This window comes from Paraburkholderia bengalensis, assembly GCF_037126505.1.
Classification (GTDB): domain Bacteria; phylum Pseudomonadota; class Gammaproteobacteria; order Burkholderiales; family Burkholderiaceae; genus Paraburkholderia; species Paraburkholderia bengalensis.
In genome coordinates this window covers 1-17889 of sequence record NZ_JACFYJ010000137.1, presented here as the reverse complement: position 1 = coordinate 17889, position 17889 = coordinate 1, and the positions used below count along the sequence as shown (strand labels likewise).

The following is a 17889-nucleotide window of genomic DNA, read 5'->3' as shown; positions in this document are numbered from 1 at the left end:
CCCCCGTCGCCGCGCCCGCACCCGCCCCCGGCTCCCCGCGCCCGTGGTGATCAAGGAAGCCACGCCCGAGGCCGCGTTGCAACTGCTCGGGCTGTTGCAGCGGGACGCGCGCTTCATTGATTTCGTCGAAGAAGACATCGCGAAATACGCGGACGCGGATATCGGCGCGGCCGCGCGCCTCGTGCATGAAGGCTGCCGCGCGACGCTGCGCGAGCACTTCACGATCCTTCCCGTGCGCGACGAAGCCGAAGGCAGCCGCGTCACGATCAACGAAGGTTTCGACGCGACGGCCATCCGCCTGACGGGCAACGTCGTCGGCAAGGCGCCGTTTTCGGGCAGCATCAGCCATCGCGGCTGGCGCGTCAGCGACGTGCGCCTGCCGAAGCTCACGCCCAGCCACGACGCCACCGTGCTGGCCCCTGCCGAGGTGGAACTATGAGCGATCCGCGTTATTCCATCGGTATCGATCTGGGCACGACGCACTGCGCGCTGTCCTATGTCGATCTCACCGCCAGCGAGGGCGAAAAAACCGAGCAGCAGGTGATGCCCGTCACGCAGTTGACGGCGCCCGGCGCGCTCGAAGACCTCGATCTGCTGCCGTCGTTTCTCTATCTGCCGCACGCGAGCGAACTGACGCCCGGCGATCTCGCGCTGCCGTGGACGGGCGAGCGCGACTATGCGGTCGGCGAGATGGCGCGCAGCCGTGGCGCGGGCACGCCGATCCGGCTCGTGTCGAGCGCGAAAAGCTGGCTGTGTCACCCCGGCGTCGACCGGCGCGCGGCGATCCTGCCGAGCGACGCGCCGCCCGAAGTCGCGCGCGTGTCGCCGCTCGAAAGCTCGGTGCGCTATCTGACGCATCTGCGGGAAGCGTGGAATCACGCGCATCCCGACGCGCCGTTCGACCAGCAGGAAATCACCGTGACGATTCCCGCGTCGTTCGATCCCGCCGCGCGCGAGCTGACGGCGGAAGCCGCCAACGCCGCCGGCTACGGCCCGATGACGCTGCTCGAAGAACCGCAGGCCGCGCTCTATAGCTGGATCGAAAAGAGCAGCGGCGCGTGGCGCAAGCAGGTGAAGGTCGGCGACATCATCCTCGTCGTCGATGTCGGCGGCGGCACGACCGATCTTTCGCTGATCGCCGTGATCGAGCGCGAAGGCAATCTCGAACTGCATCGCGTCGCCGTCGGCGATCACATCCTGCTCGGCGGCGACAACATGGACCTCGCGCTCGCGCACGTGGTCGCCCGCAAGCTGGCGTCGCAAGGCACGCAGGCCGATCCGTGGCAGTTGCGCGCCCTCACCTACGCATGCCGCGGCGCGAAGGAAACGCTGCTGTCCGATCCGTCGACGGACACCGTGCCGCTCGTCGTGCCGAGCCGCGGCTCGAAGCTGATCGGCGGTTCGATCCGCACCGAACTGACGCGCGACGAACTCACACAGACGATCCTCGAAGGCTTCTTCCCGCAGGTCGATGCCGCCGCGCGGCCGATGACGCGCACGCGCGCCGGTCTCACGCAGCTCGGCCTGCCGTACGCACAGGACGCGGGCATCACGCGCCATCTCGCGGCGTTCCTCGGCCGCCAGGTCGCGGCGCTCGCCGAATTGCAAGCCACGCAGGCGGGCGGCCGGTTTTCGCCCGATGCAGGCGCGACGTTCCTGCACCCGACGGCCGTGCTCTTTAACGGCGGCGTGTTCAAGTCGCCGCTGCTGGTCGAGCGGATCATGTCGACGCTCAACGGCTGGCTCGCGGCCGATGGCGCCGCGCCCGCCCGCCTGCTCGAAGGCGCGGACCTCGATCTGGCCGTGGCGCGCGGCGCCGCTTACTACGGCTATGTGAAGCGCGGGCGCGGCGTGCGCATTCGCGGCGGCACGGCGCGCGCGTACTACATCGCAATCGAATCGGCGATGCCCGCCGTGCCCGGCATGGAGCCGCCCGTCTCCGCGCTGTGCGTCGCGCCGTTCGGCATGGAGGAAGGCACCGATGCGCCGCTGCCGGAACAGGAATTCGGCCTCGTGGTCGGCGAGCCGGTGCACTTTCGCTTCTTCGGCTCGTCGGTGCGGCGTCTCGACCAGGTCGGCACGATGCTCGACTTCTGGTCGCCCGATGAACTGCAGGAGCTCGAAGAGATTCAGGCGACGCTGCCCGCCGAAGGCCGCACCGTCGGCGAAGTCGTGCCCGTCAAGCTGCATGCGCGCGTGACGGAAGCGGGCACGCTCGAACTCGAAGCGATCCCGCGCGGCACGGACGAACGCTGGAAAGTCGAGTTCGACGTGCGCGGCGGCGCGCAAGGCTGAGCGCCAGAGCCTCGATGAAGCGCAAGCAGAAGCAGCCGGCCGTGCGTTACACGGTCGGCATCGATCTGGGCACCAGCAACACGGTCGTCGCATATGTCGAAACGGGCTCGGACGACATCCGCGTGTTCGGGATCGATCAGCTCGTCGGACTCGGCGAAGTGGATGCGCGGCCGCTGTTGCCGTCCGTGCGCTATCACCCGGCCGCCGGCGAGCTGAACGCCGGCGATCTGCAATTGCCGTGGACGCAGGCCGCCGACGCGCAGAAGGGGCAGGACGGACAGGACGCCGGGCCGGCGCCCGTCATCGGGCAACTGGCGCGCGCGCTCGGCGCGCAGGTGCCGGGACGCCTCGTCACGAGCGCGAAAAGCTGGCTGTCGCATGCTTCCGTGGACCGGCTCGCGCCCATCCTGCCGTGGGGGGCGCCCGACGACGTCGCGAAAGTCTCGCCCGTCGCCGCGAGCGCGAGCTATCTCGCGCACGTGCGCGCCGCGTGGAACGCGCGCTTTCCCGACGCGCCGCTCGAAGCGCAGAACGTGGTCCTCACGGTGCCCGCGTCGTTCGACGAAGGCGCGCGCGCGTTGACGCTCGAAGCCGCGCGTCTCGCGAAGCTGCCCGCACTGCGGCTGCTCGAAGAGCCGCAGGCCGCGTTCTACGACTGGCTGTTTCATCATCGCGCGAATCTTCGCGACGCCCTCGCCGATACGCGGCTCGTGCTGATCTGCGACGTCGGCGGCGGCACGACCGATCTCACGCTGATTCAGGTGCAGATCGACGCAAACGGCGAGCCGCAGTTGACGCGCATCGGCGTGGGCAATCATCTGATGCTCGGCGGCGACAACATGGACCTCGCCGTCGCGCGCCTCGTCGAGACGCGGCTCGCGCAAACGCAGGACGGCCAGACGCGGCTGTCGGCGGCGAGCCTGTCGCAGCTCGTCGAGCGTGCGCGTCGCGAAGGAACGATTGCTCGCCGCCGACGCGCCCGCGTCGGTCGCGATCACGCTGCTCGGCGCGGGCTCGCGCGTGATCGGCGGCGCGCGCACCACGCAGCTCACGCGCGACGAGGTCGCGCAGATCGTCGTCGACGGCTTTTTTCCTCAGGTCGCCGCGCATGACATGCCGCGCCGTTCGCGCGCCGCGATCGTCGAATTCGGCCTGCCCTATGCAAGCGATGCCGCCGTCACGCGGCACGTCGCAGCGTTTCTTACGCGCCTCGCGGCGCAGTCGCGCGAAGCGCTGGCTCTGTCGCAAGAGGGCAGCGACGGCAACGTCAGCAACGACGCCGCGCCGCCCGTGCCCGATACGCTGCTGCTCAACGGCGGCGTATTCCGCGCGCAGGTATTGACCGAACGTCTCGCCGACACGCTCGGCGCCTGGCGCGGCAAACCGCTGAACGTGCTGCACAACGATCATCCCGATGTCGCCGTCGCGCGCGGCGCGGTTGCGTATGGACTGGCGCGCGCGGGCCACGCGCCGCGCATCGGCGGCGGCTCGGCGCGCAGCTACTTTCTCGTGCTCGACGGCGACGAAGGCATCTGCCTGCTGCCGCGCGGCACGGAAGAAGCGCACGAGGTGCATCTGGACGGCCGCGTGTTCGCGTTGCGGCTCGGCCAGCCGGTGCGTTTTCATTTGATGTCGACGGTCGCCGACACGCGCTTTACGCCGGGCGAGATCGCCAATCTGTCGCAAGGCGATTTCGTCCGCCTGCCGCCCATCGCGACCGTCGTGCAGCGCCGCGATGCATCCGATGCCGACGAGCGCCCCGTGCGCCTGACCACGTCGATCACCGAGGTCGGCACGCTTGAAGTGAACTGCATCGCCTTGGATGATCCGTCGCAACGCTGGCTGCTGCAGTTCGAGCTGCGCCGCGACGAAGCATCGGCGGCAGCGGCGACGCAAGACCAGCCGCAGCGTCACCCGTCGCTCGATCACGCGATCGAGCTGATCGAGCGCTCGTTCGGCGCGCGCGCGTCGAACGTCGGCCCGAACGAAGTGAAACGGCTGCGCGCGCAACTCGAACAGACGCTCGGGGCGCGCGAGAACTGGGACGTCGCGCTGCTGCGCGAGCTGTTCGGCGCGTTGTGGGATCGGGCAAAGCGCAGACGGCGCTCGGCGGATCACGAGCGGCTGTGGCTCAATCTGACGGGCTACTGCCTGCGTCCCGGCTTCGGCTATCCGCTCGACGAATGGCGCGTCGAGCAGTTGTGGTCGATTTTCGACGACGGCATCCAGTACATCCACGAAAGCCAGGTGTGGTCCGAATGGTGGACGCTGTGGCGGCGCGCAGCGGGCGGCCTGAACGAGGACGCGCAGCTGCAGCTGCTCGACGCGATGGCGTTCCTGCAGGCGGCCAGCATCAAGAAGCAGAAGCTGCCGTTCGATCCCGCGAAGGTCGGCTACGCGGATATGATTCGCGTGCAGGCGTCGCTGGAGCGCATTGCCGTGGAGCGCAAGGTCGCACTCGCCGAAGCGTTGCTCGAGCGGCTGCGCAAGCCTTCGGAGAATCATCAGACCTGGTGGGCGATCGGCCGGATCGGCGCGCGTTTGCCCTTTTACGGCAGCGCGCACGGCGTCGTGCCGCCCGAGATCGCGCTGCGCTGGCTCGACGCCGTGCTTGCGCTCGACTGGAAAAAGGTGGAGCCGGCGGCATTCGCCGCCGTGCAGTTGTCGCGGATGACGGGCGACCGTTCGCGCGATTTGCCCGACGACGCGCGCGAAACGGTCATCCGGCGGCTCGAAACCCTCGGCGCCGCGCCCACATGGATTCGCATGGTCCGCGAAACCGTCGCGCTCGACGAAGCCGACAGCGGCCGCGTATTCGGCGAGTCGTTGCCAGCGGGGCTGAAGCTGATCAGCGGCGCGTGACGCCGGCGCGCGCGCTGCTCAAAGCGCCTGCGTGCGCACGGCGACGCGCGGCCGACGTTGGGCTTCGCGTTGGGCTTCCCGTTGTGCTTCGGATGGCGTTTCGCGTTGAACGTCGCGTTGTTCCTGGCCGGCCGTCTGCACCTCGGCCGAAGTCGCCACCATCACCGCGCGACGCGTGCAGCGCCCAACCCCATCGCTCATCCGCTCTTCCCAGAAGCGCCACTTCGACGGGCGTCCCGCGCCGATAACGATCAGATCCGCGTCGAGTTCGTCGGCGAATCGCGCGATCGTGCGCGCCACGCTGCTGCCCTGCATAGGTATTGCGACGGCGCGCGTCTGGAGGTCTTGCGCGTCGCGCGCGAAGGTGTCGGTGCAGCGCTGCTCGACTGAGCGCTCCAGCTCCTGCACCATCTGCAATCCGCTGATGCAGCCGTACTCGACGCCCGTCATGGCCCACCAGGGCATCGAGTCGACGACATACACCGCTGTCAGCTGCGCGTTCATCCGGCGCGCGTTGTCGATCGCTGTCTTGAGTACCGCGTCGTGCCGATGGGCGCCGACTGCAACCAGAATGTGCTTGCTCATTTTGCGTGCCTCCGTCAGGGCGTTGCGTCATGGCAAGCATCATGCGACGGCAGAGTTAGCGATAAATGAGCGGCACGCCGCGGCCGCGGCATGCGCAGCGGCGCCGGCATCAGCCGGCGCGTGACATCAAATGATCAGACGGGAAATCTTCGAGCCTTCCAGCGATACGCCCGCCATCAGCCCGGCGTTCGTCAGCACGAAGGCTTCGACGGGGCTCGTCGCCGTCGACGTATCAACGTTGCCGTTCGCGCCAACCTTCAGCACGGCGACCGTCGCATCGACGCCCGCCGCCCAGCCCTGGCTGCGCGTGAAGCTGCTGAGGGCGTCGTCGGTCATGAACAGCATGACGATCGCCTTCGATTGCGCGCCGATCTGCAGACCGAACGACGCGGCCGTGATGCTGTAGTAGCCCGAGGTCTGAGCGCCGACGCGCAGCGCGCCCTGTCCGTACTGCCCGCCGAACCAGAAGCCCGCCGCAATCACGGAAGGAAACACCAGCATGCCGCGCGACTTGTCGGCGAGTTCGCGCGAGCCGCCGATCGAGTTGAAGAGCCGCGCGAGCGTCCCGTCGACGTCGGCGTCGATCGTCTGGCGCTTCGCCGCGTTCGCTTCGGGCGACGTATCCGACGACGGACCCGTGGTCGTGCAACCCGCGAGCGCCAGCCCGCCTGATGCGAGCGTGGCCGTGGTCATGGCGATGAATCGACGGCGGGGTATTGTCATTGTTTCTCCCTGGGTGGAAACCGGTTGGCGACTGTGCGGGGATGGGACTGCGTTGCGCTGGAAGCCTGTTGCGGCGAATGTGTGACGAACGCGCCGCGCGATGCGAAGCAAAGCGATGCGAACGCCGATCCTAACCCATGACAGCGCAGGCGCTGCCGGAGTTCCGCGCTTACCCGCGCTACGAGTGTGCATCAGTCGCGTTGGCATCCGGCGATGATGCCGTAGCATTTTCGCAGTCATCGGCATGCGGCGGCGCAGACACGTTTAGCAGCCTTGTTTAGCAGCTTTTCAACCGCGCTCTGCGTGCGGCGGCGCACACACGGCCCGCACCGCACTCGCGCGATTTTTTATTCGGCTTTAACGCAGATCGCGCTACGCTAGCTTCAATGTCAGTTCGGAGAAAAGGCATGACGAAAGCCCGTGCGATTTTGCGCGCCATTTTCGGCATCCATCATCATCACGGCGCCGCCGCGCGGCGTCCCGTGCCGAGCCGCAGCGTGATGATGCGCGTGACGCTCGACGCGCAGCACGTCACGCCCTTGCGCCGCGCGCTCACACGCGATTGCGCGGGCCAGCCGTGGACGATCCGTATCGCGACGCTGCCTCATACGGGACGCGTGCAACTGTCGCTCTATCTGCCGAAAGACGCCGTGAGCGACGCGATCAGGCAGGTGACGCGCATTGCGCCTGCCGCGCAGTTCGGTCATCTGTTCGAGATTCCCGATACGCCGACGGACGGTTGGCGCGATCTGCTGCGCTCCACCTCGTGGGCTCAGGCGGCCAATGCGCTGCGCCCCGTCAAACCGGCCGTCAAGGCGTCCGACGAACGCGTCGAAACGCTCGACCGCCTGCTCGCCGCCGACAACGTGCTGCTCGATGCCGACGTCGCCGATCGCGACGCATTGTTCGCGCGGCTCGGCGCCTTCTGCGAAACCCACTACGGTGTGCCCGCCCGCCAGGTGATCGACGGGCTGGACGCGCGCGAAGCGCTCGGCTCGACGGGGCTCGGGCAAGGCGTGGCCGTGCCGCATAGCCAGATTGCGGGCTTGTTCGCGCCCGTGGTGATGTACGTGCGCCCCGCCGTGCCACTCGATTTCGACGCGCCGGACGCGAGGCCCGTCAGCGACGTCATCGCGCTCTTCGTGCCCGAAGGCGCGAACACGATGCACCTGAACCTGCTCGCCGACGTCGCGCAGCGCTTCTGCGACCAGCATTTCCGCGAGCGTCTGCATGCCTGCGACAGCGCCCGCGAAGTCTGCCGGCTGTTCAGCAGCGAGGCGGATGCGGACGACCTGCCGCCGCTGGCATCGATGCCCGCCCCGCCCGCTCGCGCTGCCGTCACCGGTTCCAGCGCGCGACTGCGCGCCTGACGTCGCCGCGCGATTCAGCGCTTGGACACTCTGCTGCTAGTCCCAGCGGGGCGTGTCGCGGCTTTGCATCGCCGCGACGCGCAGCGTTTGCTGCGTACGCAAAAACACTTTCGGCGGCACGCTCGGCGAATCTCCGGCGAGACGGTCGAGGCTCTCGCGCACTTCGCTGATGTAGCGGCCGTCGCGCGCGCCGGGATCGCCCGCATAGATCGCTTCGAGCTTGCGCCGCACCGCGCCGTAGCGTGCGCCCGCCGCGCGATGCGCCTCGGCGCGTTCCGCGTAGCGCAAAAAGGTCTGCAGCGCCGCCGACACGGCCGCCGCGATGCTCACCAGCCCGACGGCGAGCCGCGCCCACGGCGAGTCGGACGAGGCCACCAGCGACAGGAACACCGTCGTGCCGACCACGGCCGACAGCGCCGTCACGGCGATCCCGAACCGGCGGTTGCGCGCGGCCAGAAGGTCAGCCATGTCGTAGTGGCTCTTCTGCGACTCGCGCGCGCGTCGTATCCACTTCAACAGCAACTCGTCCTCGCTGACGGGCGGACGGTACTCGCCGCTCGCGCCCGGCTCGGGACCGGATGGGGCGCGAGGCGCGGCTTCGGATTGCGCATGCATATCGGCCATCGTCTTGCCTGCGTTCTCTCTTCGACAGGGAAAGGCCAGCATAGCATCGCCGCAAGACGCGCCGATGCGACCGGTCGGGCGGCGGGAACGCTACTTGCCTGCCATGTCATGTCCATCGCACGTGACCGCCTCGCACGGTCAGCGCGTGGGACGAAAGTTGGTACGATGGCGCAGTTCGCCGAATCAGCGAACCGGTCAGGGCTTTCGTGAACTGGGTGCCCACGAAGCCGGACGGGTTTCACGAATGCCCACGCGGCAGCCGGCGCAAGCGCGCGAACGCGCCCGGGCCGCGCCTATCATCGACGGGACAAGTTATGCCTGTGTACGACTACGCGTGCGCCGAATGCGGCGCGTTTGAAACAGTGCGACGCATCGCCGAGCGCGACGAACCAGCGGAGTGCCCGCGCTGCGGCGCATCCGCCGAACGCGTGCGGGTCGGCGCGCCTGCGTTGCTGGGCGGCGCGTCGGAAGCCGCGTCCGAAGGCGAAGGCGGCTATGGTATGCGGCATCGCGGGTGCTCGTGCTGCCCTTGACCGTGCGCACCGTGCAGCTAGCCGCTCGCCGCGCAGCCAGGGTGCCGCGCGTGCAGCCCCGTCACGCTCTCATATCCAAGGATGCGTCATGCCGCTTCGCCTGCCTCCGCTGAACGCGCTGCGATTCTTCGAGGCGGCGGCCCGGCACGGCAGCTTCAAGCTCGCCGCCGCCGAGCTGAACGTGACGCCGAGCGCGGTCAGCCACGGCATCGTCGCCCTCGAAGACGCGCTCGGCGTCGCGCTGTTCGTGCGGGAGCCACGCAAGCTGTCGCTGACGCCCGCAGGCGAGCAGTATTTCCCGTACATTGCCGAAGCGTTCTCGCTGATCGCGCTCGGCACGCAGCGGCTGCCGGACGGTCGCGCGCACCGCGCCGTGTCCGTCAGTTGCGCGCCCACTTTCGCCGTGCGCTGGCTCGTGCCGCGCCTGCACGCATTTCGCGCGCAATGGCCGGGGATCGATGTTTCCATCGATACGTCGCGCCGCCAGGTCGGCTTTCCGCTCGACGGCTTCGACTTCGGCATTCGTCTGAGCCGTGGCCCCGTGCCGGGCAGCGAATGGAGCCGGCTATTCGGCGAGCGGCTCGTGCCCGTCTGCAGCCCGGCGTATCGCGACACGCTGCTCGACGCGCACGGGCGCGTCGACCTGCGCCGCGCGGCGCTGATCCATGTGGACACGGCGAGCGAGGACTGGCAGGCATGGCTCGACGGCGCGGGCATCGTGGATATCGACGCGTCGCGCGGACTGCGCTTCGATACGATCCAGCTGGCCCTGGAGGCGGCTGCGACGGGCATGGGCGTGGCGATCGGCAGGCGGCCGCTGGTGAACGCCGAACTCGACGCCGGCACGCTCGTCGAAGCGGGCGCGCCCGCCGTCGATGCGAAAACGGCGTACTGGCTCGTCAGCGCGGAAGGTGCGGACGAACAACCCGACTTGCAGGCCTTCAGGCGCTGGCTGCTCGACGCGGCGCATGCATTCGACGACGCAGCGTCGATGCCCGGCCACGACTCAGGTCACTCAGGTCATGACCGAGGTCACGACCGCGACCTCTCCGCCCGTTCCCTCTAGCACCGCGCCGCTGACTACTCGAGCCGCCTCGCGCGCACGAGTGAAATTTCTTCATCCGTCGCCGAGAACTTTTCGTTTGTCGCGCTGACCGTCCACTGCGACGATGCGCCGAGGAGGAAACGAATCATGTCGACGGCCAAACCCGCTTACGCAACATCGCTGAAGAACCCGACGCTCTACGTGATCGTCGCCGCCGCGCTGATTCTGAGCGCGGCCATGGGCATCCGGCAGACTTTCGGCCTGTTCATCGGGCCGTTTTCGTTCGACCGGGGCTTGCCCGTCACGCTGATCGCGTTCGCGATCGCACTGCACAACCTGGTGTGGGGCTTCGCGCAGCCGTTCGCGGGCGCGGCCGCCGACCGCTACGGCGCCGCGCCCGTGGTCGCGTTTGGAGCTACCACGTTCGCTGCCGGCCTCGCGCTCGCGGCCGCCGTGCCGTCGAGCCTCGCGTTGATCGTGGGGCTCGGGCTGCTGGTTGGCATCGGCGTGAGCTGCACGACGTTCGGCGTGGTGCTGACAGCCGTCGGAAGGATCGCGACGCCTGCGCAGCGCAGCATGGCGATGGGCATCGCGAGCGCGGGCGGCTCGCTCGGCCAGGTGCTGATGGTGCCGTTTGCGCAGATGGTGCGCGAATCGTCGGGCGTTTCGGCGTCGCTGTTCGCGCTCGCGTTCCTGATGCTGATCGCTGCGCCGTTCGGCATCGTGCTCGACCGCCGCCACAAGGACGCCGCCGCGCCGCTCGCGCAGGGGCCGACCGCCGTCGTGTCGCTGCGTGCGACGCTTGCGCACGCGATCCGCCATCGCGGCTATCGGTTGCTGACGCTGGGATTTTTCACCTGCGGCTTTCAGCTCGCGTTCATCGCCACGCATCTGCCCGGCTATCTCGCGCTCTGCCACATGCCGATGGGGCTCGGCGCGACGGCGCTCGCGCTGATCGGCCTGTTCAACATGGCGGGCAGCTGGGCCTGCGGCTGGCTCGGCGGGCGCTTTCGCCAGCAGCATGTGCTCGGCTGGCTGTACCTGATCCGCGGCGCCACCATTGCCGCGTTCTTCCTGTTGCCGAAGTCGACGCTCTCCGTCGTGCTGTTCGCCGCCGTGATGGGCCTGACGTGGCTCGGCACCGTGCCGCTCACGAGCGGCCTGATCGCGAAGGTGTTCGGCACGCGCCATCTCGGCACGTTGTTCGGCGTCGTGTTTCTGAGCCACCAGCTCGGCTCGTTTCTCGGCGCGTGGCTCGGCGGCTACGCGTTCGACGTGACGGGCTCATATACGCTGATCTGGGGCGCGACCGCGCTCGCGGGCCTGTTCGCGGCGCTGCTGCATTTCCCCATCGACGATAGCGTCGGTGCGCCCGCCGAACCCGCGCACGCGTAACCTTTTCCAGAGGCCCGTGTTGGCCTTTCAGCGGACGGCCCATGCCGTCCGCTTTTTTTGCACGCATCACGCCGCCGCGACGGCGGCATTGCGCCGCTTGCGCGCGGCGAATGAGGCGCGCACGAACATCGCGGCCTGTCGCAGCGCCTGGTTGGCCTCCGGCAGGAACGGCGCGAAGCACGGCAACGCGTGCGGCATCACATGCCAGCGTTCGACCTGCACTGTGCCGCGCGCGCGATCAAACGCTCGGCAAGCGCGCGCACGTCCTCGTACATCGGCTCGCTGTCACTGATCTGGATGTGGATGGGCGGAAGATCGTGCAACTCGCCACGCGCAGCGGAAACGAGCGGGTCCCACGCGCTCGCGTCGCCGATATACATCCGCGCGGCGCGCCGGATGGCGCCGCGCGTCGCCGGTCCTCTCCCGCGCGCCGCGCGCCAGGTCGTCGTCAGGTCGGCCCACGGCGAGAACAGCACGGCGCCCGCAGGCAACGCTTCGTCCGCGTCGCGCAGCGCGAGCAGCAGCGCCAAAGCCAGCCCGCCGCCCGCCGAATCGCCTGCCACGACGATCGAATCCGCCGGAACGCCGTGCGCGATCATCGTGCAGAGCGTGAGCGCATCGTCGAGCGCAGCGGGAAACGGATGCTCGGGCGCGAGCCGGTAGTCGAGCGAAAACACGCGCGCGCCGCTATGACAGGCGAGCGCCGTCTCAGCGCGCGATGCGTCGCCGACGAACCGAAGGAATAGCCGCCGCCGTGCAGATAGAGGATCACATGCGCGCTCGGTCCGGACCGCAGGGAAGGATGCGTCCAGAGCCCGTCGAGCGTGGCATCGCGGATTCTGCGCGAGCGCGGATGCAGCAGCGCCGCGAGCCACGCGCCCGGCAACGACAGGCGATGCGCGCGCGAGCGCAATTGCGCGACATCGGGGACGGCGTCGCGGCACGCCGAAAAGCGCCGCTTGACGATCAGCGGAATCGCCCGCAGCGCGATGCGCGACTGCCAGCTCGTCGCGATGCTGTCGATGGCCGAAAATTTCGACATCACGGCTGTTCGGCGCCGTCGCCATGCGAGCCGCCGAAGCCGTTGATCCAACCGGCACTGCGCGCTCGAAGCGCAAGCGAATCGATCTGCACGGTTGGCGACTGCATGCGAACCACGCGAATGACGCGAACCACCCGATAGGCGCGCGCGGCGTAGCTGGGCGCCGAGGTGCTCACGCGCGCCGCGCCGTCATGCATCGTGTCATCGACATGTACCGAGATCCGCGTGCGCAGGGCCTGCGCGGGCGCTCCGAACGGGGCCCGATAATCGTTGCATGCAGCAACGACCTTAAGCTGCGGAATTCCTCTCATCGCTCTCTCCTCGCCGCGAAAACAGCGTGATTGCTGGGCGGTCGAGAAGATTGTCGCGAGTCAGAGTGAGCGAAAAATGAGGGGAGGAATGAGCGGAAAAGTAGCGGAAAAAGTAGCGCAAAAGGCGCAGGCAGACGCCCGCGTCATGCCTTCGGCGCGTCGCCGAGCATCACCGTCCAACCGAGCCCGCGCACGTTGCGTATCACCGACTGCCCGAACTTCTTGCGCACCGAATGGATCAGCACGTCGACGGCGTTGCTCTCCACTTCCTTGCCCCAGCCGTACAGCTTGTCCTCCAGCTGGTCGCGCGACAGGATCGTGCCCGGCCGTTCGAGAAACGCGAGCATCAAGGCAAACTCTCGCGCCGACAAGACCGACGACACGCCGTTGCAGCACAACGTACGCTTGTCGAGATCGAGATTCAGCGAATCGTCGCCGAGACGCGACGACGCATAGCCCGCCTTGCGCCGCAGCACGGCGCGCATTCGCGCCAGCAGCTCGGGTACGTCGAATGGTTTGAGCACGTAGTCGTCGGCGCCGACGTCGAGGCCCTGCACACGCGCTTCCAGATCGTCGCGCGCGGTGAGGATCAGGACGGGCACCGTGTTGCCTGCGCTGCGCGCGCCTCTCAGCAATTCGATGCCGCCCACGCCCGGCAAGCCGAGATCGAGCAGCACGATGGTGTATTCGGCGGCAGCGATGGCCGCGCTGCCCGCGTTGCCGTCGCGCACCCAGTCGACGCTGTAGTCCTGGTCCTGCAATGCGCGCATCAGACTTTGGCCGATCTGCAGATCGTCTTCAACCAGTAGCACTCGCATGATGTCGTGTCCACAGCAACGAAGCGTTGGTGTCGGCTGCGGCGCGGGACGCGATGCGGTGCGCGGATGGCGCTTGATGCGCTGGCGGCAGCCGCCGGCGCGCCCCACTTTCGCGCGCCAGCCAGATCGCATGATAACCGAGGCGGCGCGGGCCACGCCGCGCAGCGCCCAGGCAAAAAAAAGGCCGACTGCTCGCGCAGTCGGCCGAAGGATTCTGGCTTGCACCGATCGCCGTGCCAGAACCAGAGGGGCCTGCTCCAACAGTTCGATCGTAGGCGCGCAGAGTTAGCGAAAAATGAGCACGCGGCTCTCATCTGGCCGGCACCTGGCGCGCATGCGACGTCGTGCGCTCACGGCACGGCGGGAAAACCGATAGTCGCGACAATGCCCGACTGCCCGTCCGTGCGGTTGCGCAGGCTCGCCGAGCCGCCGTAACGATTGACGATGGCCAGCACGATCGACAGCCCGAGTCCGCTCCCCTCGATCTGCAGGTTGGCGCGAAAGAACCGGTCGAACACGCGCGGCAGCAGCGCCTCGTCGATGCCGGGGCCCGTATCGACGACTTCGATCCACACCATGCCGTCGCGCTGCTGCACGCTCAGGTCCACCTTGCCGCCATCCGGCGTATAGCGGATCGCGTTGCTGACGAGATTGCGCAGCGCAATGCCGAGATCGGCGTCGTTGGCGCGCACGTAGGCGCTCGTCATTTCGTCGGCGCCGATGTCGATGCCGCGCTGCATCGCGATGGGCAGCACTTCGGCCACCACATCGACGACGACGGCCGCGACGTCGACGCGCATCACCGTGTCCGCCTTCACGGCGGCATCCGCGCGCGCGAGCCGCAGCAGCTGCGCGATCAGCCGGCCGCTGCGCCGGATGCCCGCCTGCAGCTCGCGAAAGCGTTCCTGGTTGCCCGGCGCGATGTGCGGCTGCAGGTTGTCCGCCTGCAGTTGCAAAGCCGTGAGCGGCGTGCGCAGTTCGTGCGCGGCGTCGGAGATGAACTTTCTCTCGCCCTCGATCGACTGCTCCAGCCGCTCGATCATCTTGTTGATCGACACGATGAACGGGCGTATTTCCGTCGGCACGCCCGAAGTGGACAACTGGTCGAAATGCGTCATGTCGATGGCCTGCACCTGCGCGCCCAGCCGCGTCAGGCGGCGCAGCGCGCGGCGCACCACCAGCAGCACGGCGATCCACACCAGCGGCACCAGCACGATCATCGGCCAGAGCGTGTTCAGCGAGGTCGCCTGGGCGAGCTCGTGCCGCACGCGCGAGCGCTGCGCGACCTGCACGACCATCATCGGCTCGCGCAACGTGAAGATGCGCCAGCTTTCGCCGTTCACCATTGCCGTCGTGAAGCCGGGGTCGGCGTCGCGCGGCAACGCGAGCGACGGGTCCGTCGAGCGGTAAGGCGTTTCGATGCCGTCCTTCCAGACCACCAGATAAATGTCCCGCTCGGGCTGCGAGCCGCGCGCGGGCGTGGTGGGCAGCGAATCGGCGAGGCCGCTGTGATAGAGCCGCGTGGCCACCTGCTCGAGGCGCAGGTCGAGCAGCGCGCTCATGCCCGCCTTCGACAACTGCCACGAACTGACGCCCTGCACCACGCCGACGACGCTCACCAGCACACACAGGGCGAGCACGAGTTGATTTCTGAGCGAGCGGATCTTGGGCATGGGCATGGCTGGAATGCGTGACGTCCGCATAAAGGATTGCGCAGTTGGACACGAGACGACGCAACATTCGACGACGGCGGCCCTCGCCCTGCTTGTTGCGGGCCGTGTCGGCTTGCCTTGCAAGGGGCCTGTTGGCGTCCCTGTTGGCGAGCCTTGCGGCGAGTTTTTGGCGAGCCTTTCGGCGAGCCGATTCTACACCGCGTCGTGTGCTTGTCTGGCTGAAGGACGCTGGTTGCAAAAGCAATGATGCGGGCGCGCAGAGTGCTCTGCTCGCCCGCCATTCGCGTCGAACGGATGCTGCCGTTCAGCTGTCTTCAATGACCGGTGTAGATCGACTTCAGCCCGACGTCGTATTGCGGATGAAAAGCCGTGCCGCTTTGCGATGCGCTGTCCGCGGCGCCGCCGTAAGCGTCTGCGCCGTGCTGCGCGTTCAGGCGCGCCTGCGCGGCTTCGAGCTTCGCGGGATAGGTCGCGTGATCGCTGGCGGGGTTGTAACCCGCGTCCTCGAGTTGCACCAGTTGCGCCCGGACGTCGGCGCGGGTGACGGGTGCATTCGGTTGCGCGAACGCGGCGATGGGCAGCGTGACGATCAAAGCGGCTGCAGCGGCGCGGATCAGCGATTTCATGATGTTTCCCTCCAGTGGTTTGTTCAGTGAGCCTGGGTGAGCCCGGATCAGGTCTTCAGTCAGGCATCGGTTGCGATGAAGTGCATCGTAAGCATCGAAAATTAGAAGCAAATGAGCGTGCATCGGGCGCGTTGCCTTCCGCGTCAGTACGCGTAGTAGCCGCGATATCCCCAGCGCGGATGTCCCCAGTAGCCGACGACGACAGGCGGCGGCACATACACGGGCGGCGGCGGTGCGTAGTACACAGCGGGCGGCGGCGCATAAACGGGCACGGCCGCGATGGGCGCGACGGGCGTCATCACGGGCATAGCGGACATGGCGGGCAGCCCGACGCCCACGCCGACGAACACATGCGCCTGCGCGGCGCTGACCAGCCCCAGCCCGAGCACAGCCGCGACTGCAAGGTGGCGAATCCCTTTCATGTTGCTCTCCGTGAGATCCGATGCCTCGTTGTTTGCGCATGGGTTGATTCGCATTGTGCGCAGCGCGTGTGAGCAAAGAATGAGCGGCTTTTTCTACGGATTCGCCGCGATATGTCACGTTGTGCCATGACATGCACCGCGTCTGAATCACCTCATTTTTCGCTAATTCACCCCGCCTACGATGCATTCCGTCGATGCAACGTTCTCATGCAAGCGCCAACCGGCGACGGACATGCAACCAGATGCATCGCGTGCAAACGGCAGCCCGACCGTTCGGGCCCACTCATCGCACTACTGAAGGAGCACATCATGTTCGAACAACTCGCACACCGTCTTGGCTCGCTGTTTTCCTCGCATGAGAAGGAGAACGAAGAATGGCTCGCATCGTCGGCGGATCTTGCCGAACTCGAGCGCCGCCAGCGCATGCTCGACGACCACAGCTACCCGTTTCATGTGCATTCGAGCGTCATGCCGCGCGACTGGATCGCGTAAGCGCGCCCTCGAACACAGTCAACCCGATCGAAAACTGGGAGATCCGAAATGCGTCACTATCTGACCGACAGTCCGCAAGCCGCAGCCCGCATCGTGGCCGCCTGCCTGCTTGCGGACGGACATCTGGGCATCGACGAACTCGACGCGCTGGATCGCTGCGGCATGGCGCAGCGCCTGAACATGGACCGACGACAACTGCTCGGCGTCATACAGCAGATGTGCGAGGACCTGACGACGACGGCCTATCTGAACTGGGGCGACACCTGCCGGCTGGACCCCGCCGTCATCTTCAGCCTTGCCGCCGACGTGAAGGACTGGCGGCTGCGCCGTGAAGTGCTGACGCTGTGTCAGGAAGGCGCGCATGCGGACGGACACATCGCCGAAGGCGAGGCCGTGTTCATCCACCTGCTGCGCGCCGCGTGGCAGATGCCCGATGCCGAAGACATCCTCGAGCGGCGCCGCGCGCGCGGAAAAAGGGAACCCGCGCACGCGCCCACTCCATGAGGTCTTCGCGACGAAGCTGCGCTTTCCCCCGGCGCGTGCCTCGGTGGGAAAGCGCTTCTTCCGTCGCGACGGGGCAATCAGGAACCGCTGCAATATGCAATGAGAAAGCGCGACGGCGCGGCCGCGAGATCAGAACTCGCCGCGGCCGATCGTCGTCGGCTGTACGGCGCTGCCTGGCGTTCCGTACAGCGTGATGCTCACGCTGGTCGCGTCGACGCCGTTGGCCGTTTCCTGCTCGGAAAGCCCAAAACCTTGCGACTTGTAGAGGCCGCCGTCGTCGAGGTTCTGGTAGCGGATATCGTAGTTGCCGGGCGCGACGCCCATCAGTGTGAAGGACTGCCCGGCGGGAATGAAGAAGTGCCGCACCGGCTGGTCGAACACCGATGCGTTGTACACGAGCTTGCCGAACACGTCGAAGCGGTTCGCCGTGTTGTCGATGGTGACCGTCGAATGTCCGCGTCCGCGCCGACCAACTACTCGTCGGCGCTGCCGCTCGCGCAAGGCATCGACTTCAACATCGGCTGAGGTTCGAACGCGGCACGCCTCGCGCGCCGTGTTCCTTCCGTCAG

The 17889-nt window shown here is 67.6% G+C and carries 19 protein-coding genes and 2 pseudogenes; 9 read left to right on the top strand and 12 right to left on the bottom strand.

The features are described from left to right. From H3V53_RS39410 to H3V53_RS39400, 3 genes and pseudogenes are all read left to right on the top strand, one after another. Nucleotides 1-439: DUF2760 domain-containing protein (locus H3V53_RS39410; RefSeq protein ID WP_336602446.1), on the top strand; the 439-nt coding region annotated here is incomplete at its 5' end. After that, entirely contained in the window at nucleotides 436-2295 is a 1860-nt protein-coding gene (locus H3V53_RS39405) for an Hsp70 family protein (protein ID WP_336602445.1), read from the top strand. The genes H3V53_RS39410 and H3V53_RS39405, both read left to right, overlap by 4 nt. 14 nt (nucleotides 2296-2309) lie before the next feature. Continuing rightward, nucleotides 2310-5157, top strand: a pseudogene (locus tag H3V53_RS39400) (Hsp70 family protein). Between the two features lie 18 nt (nucleotides 5158-5175). Here H3V53_RS39400 and H3V53_RS39395 read toward each other — a convergent pair. Together H3V53_RS39395 and H3V53_RS39390 are read right to left on the bottom strand one after the other, a co-directional pair. Continuing rightward, complete coding sequence (locus tag H3V53_RS39395; protein ID WP_336602444.1) at nucleotides 5176-5742, bottom strand: universal stress protein; 567 nt, start codon at nucleotides 5740-5742, stop codon at nucleotides 5176-5178. A gap of 126 nt (nucleotides 5743-5868) precedes the next feature. Next, a complete protein-coding gene (locus H3V53_RS39390) occupies nucleotides 5869-6459 on the bottom strand; it encodes a BPSL1445 family SYLF domain-containing lipoprotein (RefSeq protein WP_054921058.1) in 591 nt (196 codons plus the stop codon). 413 nt (nucleotides 6460-6872) lie between these two features. Between H3V53_RS39390 and H3V53_RS39385 the strand changes: the two genes are divergently transcribed. Further along, a complete protein-coding gene (locus tag H3V53_RS39385) occupies nucleotides 6873-7835 on the top strand; it encodes a PTS sugar transporter subunit IIA (protein WP_336602443.1) in 963 nt (320 codons plus the stop codon). A gap of 36 nt (nucleotides 7836-7871) precedes the next feature. On the opposite strand, the gene H3V53_RS39380 is transcribed toward H3V53_RS39385, so the two are convergent. Then, entirely contained in the window at nucleotides 7872-8459 is a 588-nt protein-coding gene (locus tag H3V53_RS39380; protein WP_336602442.1) for an SLATT domain-containing protein, read from the bottom strand. Nucleotides 8460-8773: 314 nt separating this feature from the next. Between H3V53_RS39380 and H3V53_RS39375 the strand changes: the two genes are divergently transcribed. The 3 genes from H3V53_RS39375 to H3V53_RS39365 all read left to right on the top strand — a co-directional run bounded on the left by H3V53_RS39375 (nucleotide 8774) and on the right by H3V53_RS39365 (nucleotide 11432). Continuing rightward, complete coding sequence (locus H3V53_RS39375; protein ID WP_054927125.1) at nucleotides 8774-8992, top strand: FmdB family zinc ribbon protein; 219 nt, start codon at nucleotides 8774-8776, stop codon at nucleotides 8990-8992. Between the two features lie 88 nt (nucleotides 8993-9080). Next, complete coding sequence (gcvA, locus tag H3V53_RS39370) at nucleotides 9081-10058, top strand: transcriptional regulator GcvA (protein ID WP_336602441.1); 978 nt, start codon at nucleotides 9081-9083, stop codon at nucleotides 10056-10058. Between the two features lie 126 nt (nucleotides 10059-10184). After that, on the top strand, nucleotides 10185-11432 hold the full coding sequence (locus H3V53_RS39365) for an MFS transporter (RefSeq protein WP_336602440.1): 1248 nt from the start codon (nucleotides 10185-10187) through the stop codon (nucleotides 11430-11432). Nucleotides 11433-11498: 66 nt separating this feature from the next. On the opposite strand, the gene H3V53_RS39360 is transcribed toward H3V53_RS39365, so the two are convergent. From H3V53_RS39360 to H3V53_RS39325, 8 genes are all read right to left on the bottom strand, one after another. Beyond that, nucleotides 11499-11630, bottom strand: coding sequence for a hypothetical protein (locus tag H3V53_RS39360; RefSeq protein WP_336602439.1), 132 nt, complete (start codon nucleotides 11628-11630; stop codon nucleotides 11499-11501). Then, on the bottom strand, nucleotides 11630-12109 hold the full coding sequence (locus H3V53_RS39355) for an alpha/beta hydrolase fold domain-containing protein (RefSeq protein ID WP_336602438.1): 480 nt from the start codon (nucleotides 12107-12109) through the stop codon (nucleotides 11630-11632). Before H3V53_RS39355 ends, H3V53_RS39360 begins: the two co-directional genes overlap by 1 nt. Then, nucleotides 12028-12474, bottom strand: a complete 447-nt coding sequence (locus tag H3V53_RS39350; RefSeq protein ID WP_336602437.1) for a hypothetical protein — start codon at nucleotides 12472-12474, stop codon at nucleotides 12028-12030. The genes H3V53_RS39355 and H3V53_RS39350 overlap by 82 nt, the downstream gene beginning before the upstream one ends. After that, entirely contained in the window at nucleotides 12474-12671 is a 198-nt protein-coding gene (locus tag H3V53_RS39345; RefSeq protein ID WP_336602436.1) for a hypothetical protein, read from the bottom strand. Before H3V53_RS39345 ends, H3V53_RS39350 begins: the two co-directional genes overlap by 1 nt. 257 nt (nucleotides 12672-12928) lie before the next feature. Beyond that, nucleotides 12929-13603: a response regulator transcription factor gene (locus tag H3V53_RS39340; protein WP_336602435.1), complete on the bottom strand. Its 675-nt coding sequence runs from the start codon at nucleotides 13601-13603 to the stop codon at nucleotides 12929-12931. Between the two features lie 350 nt (nucleotides 13604-13953). Then, nucleotides 13954-15282: a sensor histidine kinase gene (locus tag H3V53_RS39335; RefSeq protein ID WP_336602434.1), complete on the bottom strand. Its 1329-nt coding sequence runs from the start codon at nucleotides 15280-15282 to the stop codon at nucleotides 13954-13956. A 308-nt stretch (nucleotides 15283-15590) separates the two neighbouring features. Beyond that, the gene (locus H3V53_RS39330; RefSeq protein ID WP_336602433.1) at nucleotides 15591-15902 is read right to left on the bottom strand and encodes a DUF4148 domain-containing protein; all 312 of its coding nucleotides are present in this window, start codon (nucleotides 15900-15902) and stop codon (nucleotides 15591-15593) included. 143 nt (nucleotides 15903-16045) lie between these two features. Next, nucleotides 16046-16324 (bottom strand): hypothetical protein, encoded by a 279-nt coding sequence (locus H3V53_RS39325; RefSeq protein ID WP_336602432.1) that lies wholly within the window; start codon nucleotides 16322-16324, stop codon nucleotides 16046-16048. A gap of 309 nt (nucleotides 16325-16633) precedes the next feature. Here H3V53_RS39325 and H3V53_RS39320 point away from each other — a divergent pair, with 309 nt between their 5' ends. Next, nucleotides 16634-16816, top strand: coding sequence for a DUF3563 family protein (locus H3V53_RS39320; RefSeq protein WP_336602431.1), 183 nt, complete (start codon nucleotides 16634-16636; stop codon nucleotides 16814-16816). A gap of 48 nt (nucleotides 16817-16864) precedes the next feature. Continuing rightward, nucleotides 16865-17320, top strand: a complete 456-nt coding sequence (locus H3V53_RS39315) for a tellurite resistance TerB family protein (RefSeq protein WP_336602430.1) — start codon at nucleotides 16865-16867, stop codon at nucleotides 17318-17320. A gap of 129 nt (nucleotides 17321-17449) precedes the next feature. Here H3V53_RS39315 and H3V53_RS39310 read toward each other — a convergent pair. After that, nucleotides 17450-17889 (bottom strand): annotated as a pseudogene (locus H3V53_RS39310) (hypothetical protein); the annotation flags it as partial.